The organism is Porphyromonas sp., from assembly GCF_030529325.1.
In the GTDB taxonomy this organism is placed as follows: domain Bacteria; phylum Bacteroidota; class Bacteroidia; order Bacteroidales; family Porphyromonadaceae; genus Porphyromonas_A.
In genome coordinates, this window is the sequence record NZ_JAUMXC010000067.1 from 1 (window position 1) to 7,508 (window position 7,508).

A 7,508-nucleotide genomic window follows, 5' to 3' on the forward strand; every position below is an offset into this window, starting at 1 on the left:
TGAGGTATAAAAAAGGAGGCTGAGCCAAAAATGAATTTTGACACAGCCCCATCTTATGTTTTTTGACTCTCCTAAGTCTGAATGTCAGGAGGTCGCCGTCTACCCTCAGAGAGCAAGACTTTCGAGTGCTTTTTTGCGAGCAAGCATACAAGCGCCCATCACTCCTGCATAGCCCTGGAGGTAAGATACCTTGAGAGCCGTATCTTGATTGACCATATTGAGCGAATACTTCCGGATAGAGCTGCGGAGAGGATGCATGAGACTGTCTCCGGTCTTCGACAGTGGACCTCCGATCACAATAATGTCGGGATTGAAAAGGTTGATGAGTCCGGATACCTGTCTTCCCAAGTGCTCTCCGACCTCTTCAAGGATGTCGATACAGAGGATATCCTCTTGTTGGGTCGCGACGATGAGGTCATCGAGGGTGATTTGTTCTTCGAGAGGACCATCCTCAAGGTTATATTTTTCGAGGAGGAGGGAGTTGCCCCCTTGCTTGATCTTTTCTATGAATTTTCGATGGAGAGCGATCCCCGATGCTTCGGTCTGTATACAGCCCTTTTTGCCACAGTGGCACAATACTTCGTTGTCATAGGCGTAAATGTGTCCAAACTCTCCTGAAAACCCTGACTTGCCGTTGTATGGCTTACCATCCAAGATGATACCCAAGCCGAGTCCCCAAGCTATGTTGACAAACAGCAGATTGCGTCCATGATGCAGGAAGTGTGTCATATACTCGCCATAGGCACAAGCTCTGGAGTCATTGTCTATGTATGTGGGGATGCCTATCTCTTTGCTAAGGGCCTTGCCCAGAGGAATCTCATTAAAGTTAAAGTACGTGTAGCTGTATCCTGTGGTGGGGTTGAGACGACCATAGACGTTGAGCCCCACGGCAACGATAACATCTCTGTCGTATGGCGAACCATCAATGAATGTATTGACCTCGGCGCTGATACTGTCGAGACACTCTTGCGTGTTGGCAAAATCAAAGGGAATGCTCATCTGTTCGTACACTCTTTCGCCACACAAATTCATCACTGCACAGTGCATTTTGCCAGGAGAGAAATCGACTCCGACAAAAAAGCATTCGGAGGAGTCAAGCCCATACAAAAACGGATGGCGACCGCCGGCGGTCTCAAGTTTTCCATAATTTTTCAGTATCCTGGATTCGCACAGTTCGGTCACAAATTTGTTTGCTGTTGGGACGCTGATGTCCAAGACCTTGGATAGTACGGTAAGAGTGTCGGGACCATTGTGGATATAATAGTCCACAATCTGTTTCTTGTATTTTAGATTTTTAGGATTGCTATCAAATCTATTTTTAAAATTTCTGCTCATCACTTAGTGCTTCTCTTTTTCAACATTCTAAAGATATTTATTATTTCCAATATATCACAACTTTTTGCGTATGTTTTTTTTGAGATTATAAACTTCTTCAAAGAGGATAGAAGTATATAGCATCCAAAATCAACAATAAAGTTACAATATATACCGGTGATCCGAGATCTGAAGAGGATGATATTGTATTTGCCAAGTCTCAGTGTTTGACAATAATACCTTATCTTTGCAAAAGAGTGTAACACCACAGTTATTCTATCATATATTTCATATATTCATGGAATGGATTAGCAATTTATTTATGGGCGAGGGTGTCGCTCATTCGATACTTCTTGTAGCGATGACGATAGCCCTCGGTATGACTCTCGGCAAGATCAAAGTTTTCGGTATCTCCTTGGGAGTCACGTTTATCCTCTTCGTGGGGATACTTTTTGGTGAGTTGGGTTTGAAGATGGATCATCACGTCTTGCACTTCTTCAAGGAGTTTGGGTTGATTCTCTTTGTTTTTTCGATTGGTTTGCAAGTCGGACCGAGCTTCTTCTCAAATTTTAAGAAGGGTGGGGGAGTTATGAACCTGATAGCTACCGGGATCGTCTTCTGTGGCGCTCTTGTGACTATCATTATTCACTTTGTGACAGGTTTGCCGATCACCACTATGGTGGGTATCATGTCCGGTGCCATCACCAACACTCCCGGTCTCGGAGCTGCTCAACAAGCCTATGCAGATGCGACAGGGCTTGAGGATCCCACGATCGCCATGGGGTATGCTGTGGCATATCCACTTGGGGTGGTAGGTATCATCTTGTCCATCATAGCAATCAGGATCATTTTTAAGATCAATTTCAAAAAAGAGGAAGAGTCTCTCCGTCAAGAGAGAGGTAATGTGGATGAGGCTCTTGAGCCCCTTTCCCTTGAGGTTCAAAACGTGGCCATCTTCGGTAAGACCGTGGCGTCTCTTTCTGAAGGTTTGAGCAATAGACACTTCGTCGTGTCTCGCATTTTCAAAAACTCCACACAATCTATCGATATCGCAGGTCCGGACACAGTACTCGAGGAGGGTGATAAGATATTTGTCATCACTCGCAAAGAAGATGTCGAGCCTATCGTGATGATGGTAGGTAGAGAGATCAAGATGGATCGCAAAAGATGGGTGCCATCCAACTCCCAATTTGTCAGCCGTCGCGTGGTCATCACAAAGAGTGAGATCAGTGGTAAAAGCATCGGTAGTCTCAATCTGAGAGCCCTATATGGTGTGAATATCACACGTGTCAACAGATCCGGTTTTGATATGGTGGCTTCGAGCGACTTCCGCCTGCAGTACGGAGACAAGCTCACGATCGTGGGTAGTGATGCCGCCCTAAACAGCGTGGAGAAGATACTTGGTAACTCGATGAAGCACCTCCATGAGCCCAACTTGATATCCATATTTTTGGGTATCGCTCTTGGTGTCATCCTCGGGTCTATACCTATGATGGTACCCGGTATCCCTCAACCGGTAAAGATAGGTCTTGCCGGTGGTCCACTTCTCATAGCTATATTGCTTGCAAGTTTCGGGCACAAGTATAAGATCGTAACCTATACTACTACCAGTGCCAATCTATTGATGAGAGAGCTTGGTATCACTCTCTTCCTCGCTTGTGTGGGGTTAGGGGCAGGCGATGGCTTCCTCGATACCGTCATCAATAAGGGTGGACACATGTGGGTGCTTTATGGGGTGCTCATCACCGTAGTGCCTATCCTTATCATGGGGACAGTGGCAAGGCTTGCGTTCAAGATCAACTACTTCACGCTCGCAGGACTTATCGCCGGAAGTAATACCGATCCTCCTGCCCTTGCTTATGCCAATACACTGTCAGATACAGATGCTTCGGCTATCGGATATGCTACCGTATATCCTCTGACAATGTTCTTGAGGGTTTTGGTCGCTCAGATGATGATATTGCTCTTTATGTAAGATCGTACTCCTGAGGCGTATTTGAAAAAATATTTTGGGTAAAGTGTTCAATTTGTCCGTTTTTATCCCTGATATTAGGTATTATTAATGTAACTTTGGAAGAATATTTACCCAAACACAATTGTTCTTATACTTTTTTTATGGCAAATGTGATTAAAATCAAGAAAGGTTTGGATATCAATCTCAAAGGGAAACCTTCTGAGGTCGATGTCCCCGTATCTATGGGAACAGTCTTTGGTGTAGTCCCTGATCACTACCCGGGATTTGTCCCCAAACTTTCGATCAAAGCCGGAGACCGTGTCAAGGCGGGGACTCCTATCCTTTATCATAAATCATTCCCACAGTTGGTGGTCACTGCTCCCGTGAGTGGAGAGGTAGTGGAAGTGCGCCGTGGTCTGAAGCGTAAGATCATGAGCATCGACATCAAGGCTGATGCAACAATAGAGTATGAGCACTTCGATAATGCAAACGTTTCGTCGATGAGCGCAGAGGAAGTGAAAGCTCTGCTTTTGAAGTCGGGAATGCTTGCTCTTGTAAGACAACGCCCATACGACTATGTGATAAATCCCGAAGTCACTCCCCGCGATATCTTCGTGACAGCGCAGATGACAGCTCCTCTCACTCCTGATGTGGAGTACCTTGTCAAGGGACAAGAGCAATACTTGCAAGTGGCTATCGATGCTTTGGCAAAACTTACAACGGGTTCGGTCTACGTCGGTGTGAAGTCTGGCAGTGCGCTGAATCTGTCAAACTGTAAGGTCTACGAAGTCTCAGGTCCACACCCTGCGGGAAATGTCGGAGTGTTGATCAATCACACGGTCCCTGTCAACAAAGGAGAAACAGTGTGGACACTATCTGCGACAGAACTCCTCATCATCGGTAGATTTTTGTCTACCGGTAAGGTGGATATGACCAAAAAAGTGGCATTCGTCGGACCTCGTATGGAAAAGAGGGGCTATGCCGATGTGATAGCCGGTGCGGATATCAATTCGCTTATCTCTGACAAGCTTGGCTCTAATACCTCAGACCTTCGTGTCATCGACGGTAATGTGCTCACCGGCACACAGGTGACAGAGGAGTACAAGTACATGAGTCCATACTCGAACCTCATAACAGCAATGAATGAAGGTGCCGATACTCATGAGATGTTCGGCTGGGCATTGCCGGGATTTGGGAAGTTCAGTATGAGCCGTAGTTTCCCTACCTTCCTCATGGGTAAAAACAAGGAGTATGATATCGATGCTCGTATACGAGGTGGTCAACGTGCAATCATTGTATCCAACGAGTACGACAAGGTGTTCCCTATGGATATCTATCCTGAGTATCTCCTCAAGGCAATCATCACTTTCGATATAGACAAGATGGAGAACCTTGGTATCTACGAGGTTGCACCGGAAGACTTTGCGCTTTGTGAATTTGTCGATACTTCAAAGCTCGAGATACAGTACATCGTACGTAAGGGCTTGGACGAACTCTATAAAGAGATGCACTAAGCCAAGTATATCGTCATTATCTGAATGCATAAGGTCGAATATCCCTCACATATAAAAAGATACTACATTGAAAGCGTTAAGAAACTTTATAGATAAGATAAAGCCGACATTCTCCGAAGGGGGAAAGTTGTCGAGTCTTCATTCTGTCTTTGACGGCTTAGAGACATTCCTCTTTGTCCCATCAAAGACATCCAAGCGAGGCGTACATATCCACGACTCTACCGACTCTAAGCGCACGATGACAGTTGTCGTCATAGCCTTGATGCCTGCGCTGTTTTTCGGTATGTACAATATCGGGTATCAGCACTATCTCGCCATTGGACAAGAAGCCTCTTTTTGGCTCACATTTGCCTACGGTCTGTTGACAATGATTCCCAAGATCATTATTTCTTACCTTGCCGTCCTTGGTGTTGAGTTTACAATTGCACAGATCAAAAAGCACGAAGTCGCAGAGGGAGCTCTTGTGACTGGTATGCTTATCCCTTTGATTGTACCTGTCGATACTCCGCTATGGATGATCGCAGTTGCAGCTATCATTGCTGTCATATTTGCCAAGGAAGTCTTTGGAGGTACAGGATACAATGTATTTAATGTGGCGCTTGTCACTCGTGCGATACTTTTCTTTGGTTACCCACTTGTGATGTCGGGAGACAAGGTCTTTGTCCGTACGACTTCAACTTTTGGAGTCGGTGGAGGAGAAGTCGTGGACGGATTCTCAGGTGCTACCCCTCTCGGTCAGGCTGCTCTAGCGGAAGGTGTCCCACATATCCACAACATCATCGGACAGCCTCTTTCGACAATGGATTACTTCATCGGTCTCATACCGGGCTCTATCGGTGAGACTTCTGCGCTCGCAATACTTCTCGGAGCGATACTTCTCCTCATTACAGGTATTGCAAGCTGGAAGATCATGTTGTCGGTCTTTGTCGGAGGTTTCCTCACTGCATTTGGGTTTAACCTTATCGGTGCTAATGGGGCAATGCTTCTTCCTGCAGTAGATCATATCCTTCTCGGAGGTTTTGCATTTGGTGCAGTCTTTATGGCAACGGACCCCGTGACAGCAGCTCGTACCGAAACAGGAAAGTATATCTATGGCTTCCTGATCGGGGTGTTTGCTATCCTTATCCGTGCTCTCAACCCCGGTTATCCCGAAGGTATGATGCTTGCGATATTGTTGATGAACTTCTTCGCGCCACTCATTGACTTCTACGTGGTGGACGCCAATGTCCGCATGCGTTCGAAGCGCGCAAACAAGGCCCTCAATAAGACAGTCTAAATCACTAAGCATTTGACGCAACTGTTATGAATAGAAATAGTAATTTATATACGATCACTTATGCTGCAGTGATGGTTATCCTGGTCGCGATAGGGCTTGCTTTTGCATCTCAATCTCTCAAGGGTAATCAACGTAAAAATGAGAATGTAGACAAGATGCAGCAAATCCTCCGAGCTCTCAAAGTCGATGATGCTAAGGCAACTGCCATTACTATGTACAATGAAGTCATCACGGATGCTTTTCTCGTTGATGAGGCCGGTAACATTGTAGAGGGTTCCAACGGTACAGATGAGAAATCCCCTGCATTTACTACCGAACTTAAAGATATGTCAAAGACCGGTCATGCTCCAGTCTTTGTGGCAAATATTAATGGTGTCACGAAGTATGTTTTGGGGCTCTATGGACAAGGTCTATGGGGTCCTATCTGGGGGTATCTTTCTGTTGACGACGACAAGAGTACTGTCTATGGGGTTGACTTCAGCCACGCCAGTGAGACTCCTGGTCTTGGGGCAAAGATCACAGAAACTTTCTTCCGAGATCAGTTTGTCCAAAAGAAGATTTTCTCTGCTGGCGGTACTTATACCAGTGTCTCTGTCGTCAAACCGGGCTCTCACGTGCCTGCAGGAAGAGACTATGTAGATGGTATCTCAGGAAGTACATTGACTTCCAATGGTGTAAACAGCATGCTTTTTGACAGTCTCAAGAAGTACGAACATTTTTTGACTAACAAGAACTAAGATATGGCACTATTTGATAAGAAAAACAAAGAGACCCTTCTCAGTCCTCTCGCAAAGAACAACCCTGTCGTTGTTCAGATGCTCGGGGTGTGTTCGGCACTTGCGGTCACAGCGAGTCTCAAGCCTGCTATCGTCATGGCAGTATCGGTGACTATCGTCATCGGCTTTGCCAACGTGATCATCTCTCTTCTCCGCAACACTATCCCCAGCCGTATCCGTATCATTGTTCAGCTTGTGGTCTGTGCTGCTCTTGTGACGCTTGTAAGCGAAATCCTAAAGGCATATGCTTACGATGTGAGCAAGGAACTCTCAGTCTTTATCGGTCTCATCATCACCAACTGTATTCTCATGGGACGTCTTGAAGCCTTTGCTCTCGGCAACGGTCCGTGGCCTTCATTCCTTGACGGTATCGGTAACGGTCTCGGTTATGGTGTCATCCTCGTTATCGTCGGATTTTTCCGCGAACTTCTTGGTTCGGGTACTCTCCTTGGCTACAACGTCATCCCACAGTCATTCTACGAGATGGGTTATGCCAACAATGGTCTTATGATCCTGCCTCCTATGGCATTGATCATCGTTGCTATCATCATCTGGGTACACAGATCGTATGATAAGGACTTGCAGGAAAATGTCTAAAGTAACTCTATGGTAAAATGATATTAAACAAGATATAAAGATGCAAGAATATCTCAGCTTATTTGTCAAGTCCATCT

General features: G+C 45.8%; 6 protein-coding genes. 5 read left to right on the plus strand and 1 reads right to left on the minus strand.

The genetic code is table 11. The annotated features are described in order from the left end of the window. Window positions 1-105 precede the first annotated feature (105 nt). Entirely contained in the window at window positions 106-1,335 is a 1,230-nt protein-coding gene (locus Q4A14_RS08345; RefSeq protein ID WP_303171376.1) for an ROK family protein, read from the minus strand. 277 nt (window positions 1,336-1,612) lie between these two features. On the opposite strand from Q4A14_RS08345, the gene Q4A14_RS08350 reads away from it, so the two are divergent. From Q4A14_RS08350 to Q4A14_RS08370, 5 genes are all read left to right on the plus strand, one after another. Next, complete coding sequence (locus tag Q4A14_RS08350) at window positions 1,613-3,289, plus strand: putative transporter (protein WP_303171377.1); 1,677 nt, start codon at window positions 1,613-1,615, stop codon at window positions 3,287-3,289. A gap of 140 nt (window positions 3,290-3,429) precedes the next feature. Then, window positions 3,430-4,782 (plus strand): Na(+)-translocating NADH-quinone reductase subunit A, encoded by a 1,353-nt coding sequence (locus tag Q4A14_RS08355; RefSeq protein ID WP_303171379.1) that lies wholly within the window; start codon window positions 3,430-3,432, stop codon window positions 4,780-4,782. A gap of 67 nt (window positions 4,783-4,849) precedes the next feature. Then, complete coding sequence (locus Q4A14_RS08360) at window positions 4,850-6,058, plus strand: NADH:ubiquinone reductase (Na(+)-transporting) subunit B (protein ID WP_303171380.1); 1,209 nt, start codon at window positions 4,850-4,852, stop codon at window positions 6,056-6,058. Between the two features lie 26 nt (window positions 6,059-6,084). Next, window positions 6,085-6,795 (plus strand): NADH:ubiquinone reductase (Na(+)-transporting) subunit C, encoded by a 711-nt coding sequence (gene nqrC / locus Q4A14_RS08365; protein WP_303171382.1) that lies wholly within the window; start codon window positions 6,085-6,087, stop codon window positions 6,793-6,795. 3 nt (window positions 6,796-6,798) lie between these two features. Then, a complete protein-coding gene (locus tag Q4A14_RS08370) occupies window positions 6,799-7,431 on the plus strand; it encodes an NADH:ubiquinone reductase (Na(+)-transporting) subunit D (protein ID WP_303171384.1) in 633 nt (210 codons plus the stop codon). Window positions 7,432-7,508: the final 77 nt, after the last annotated feature.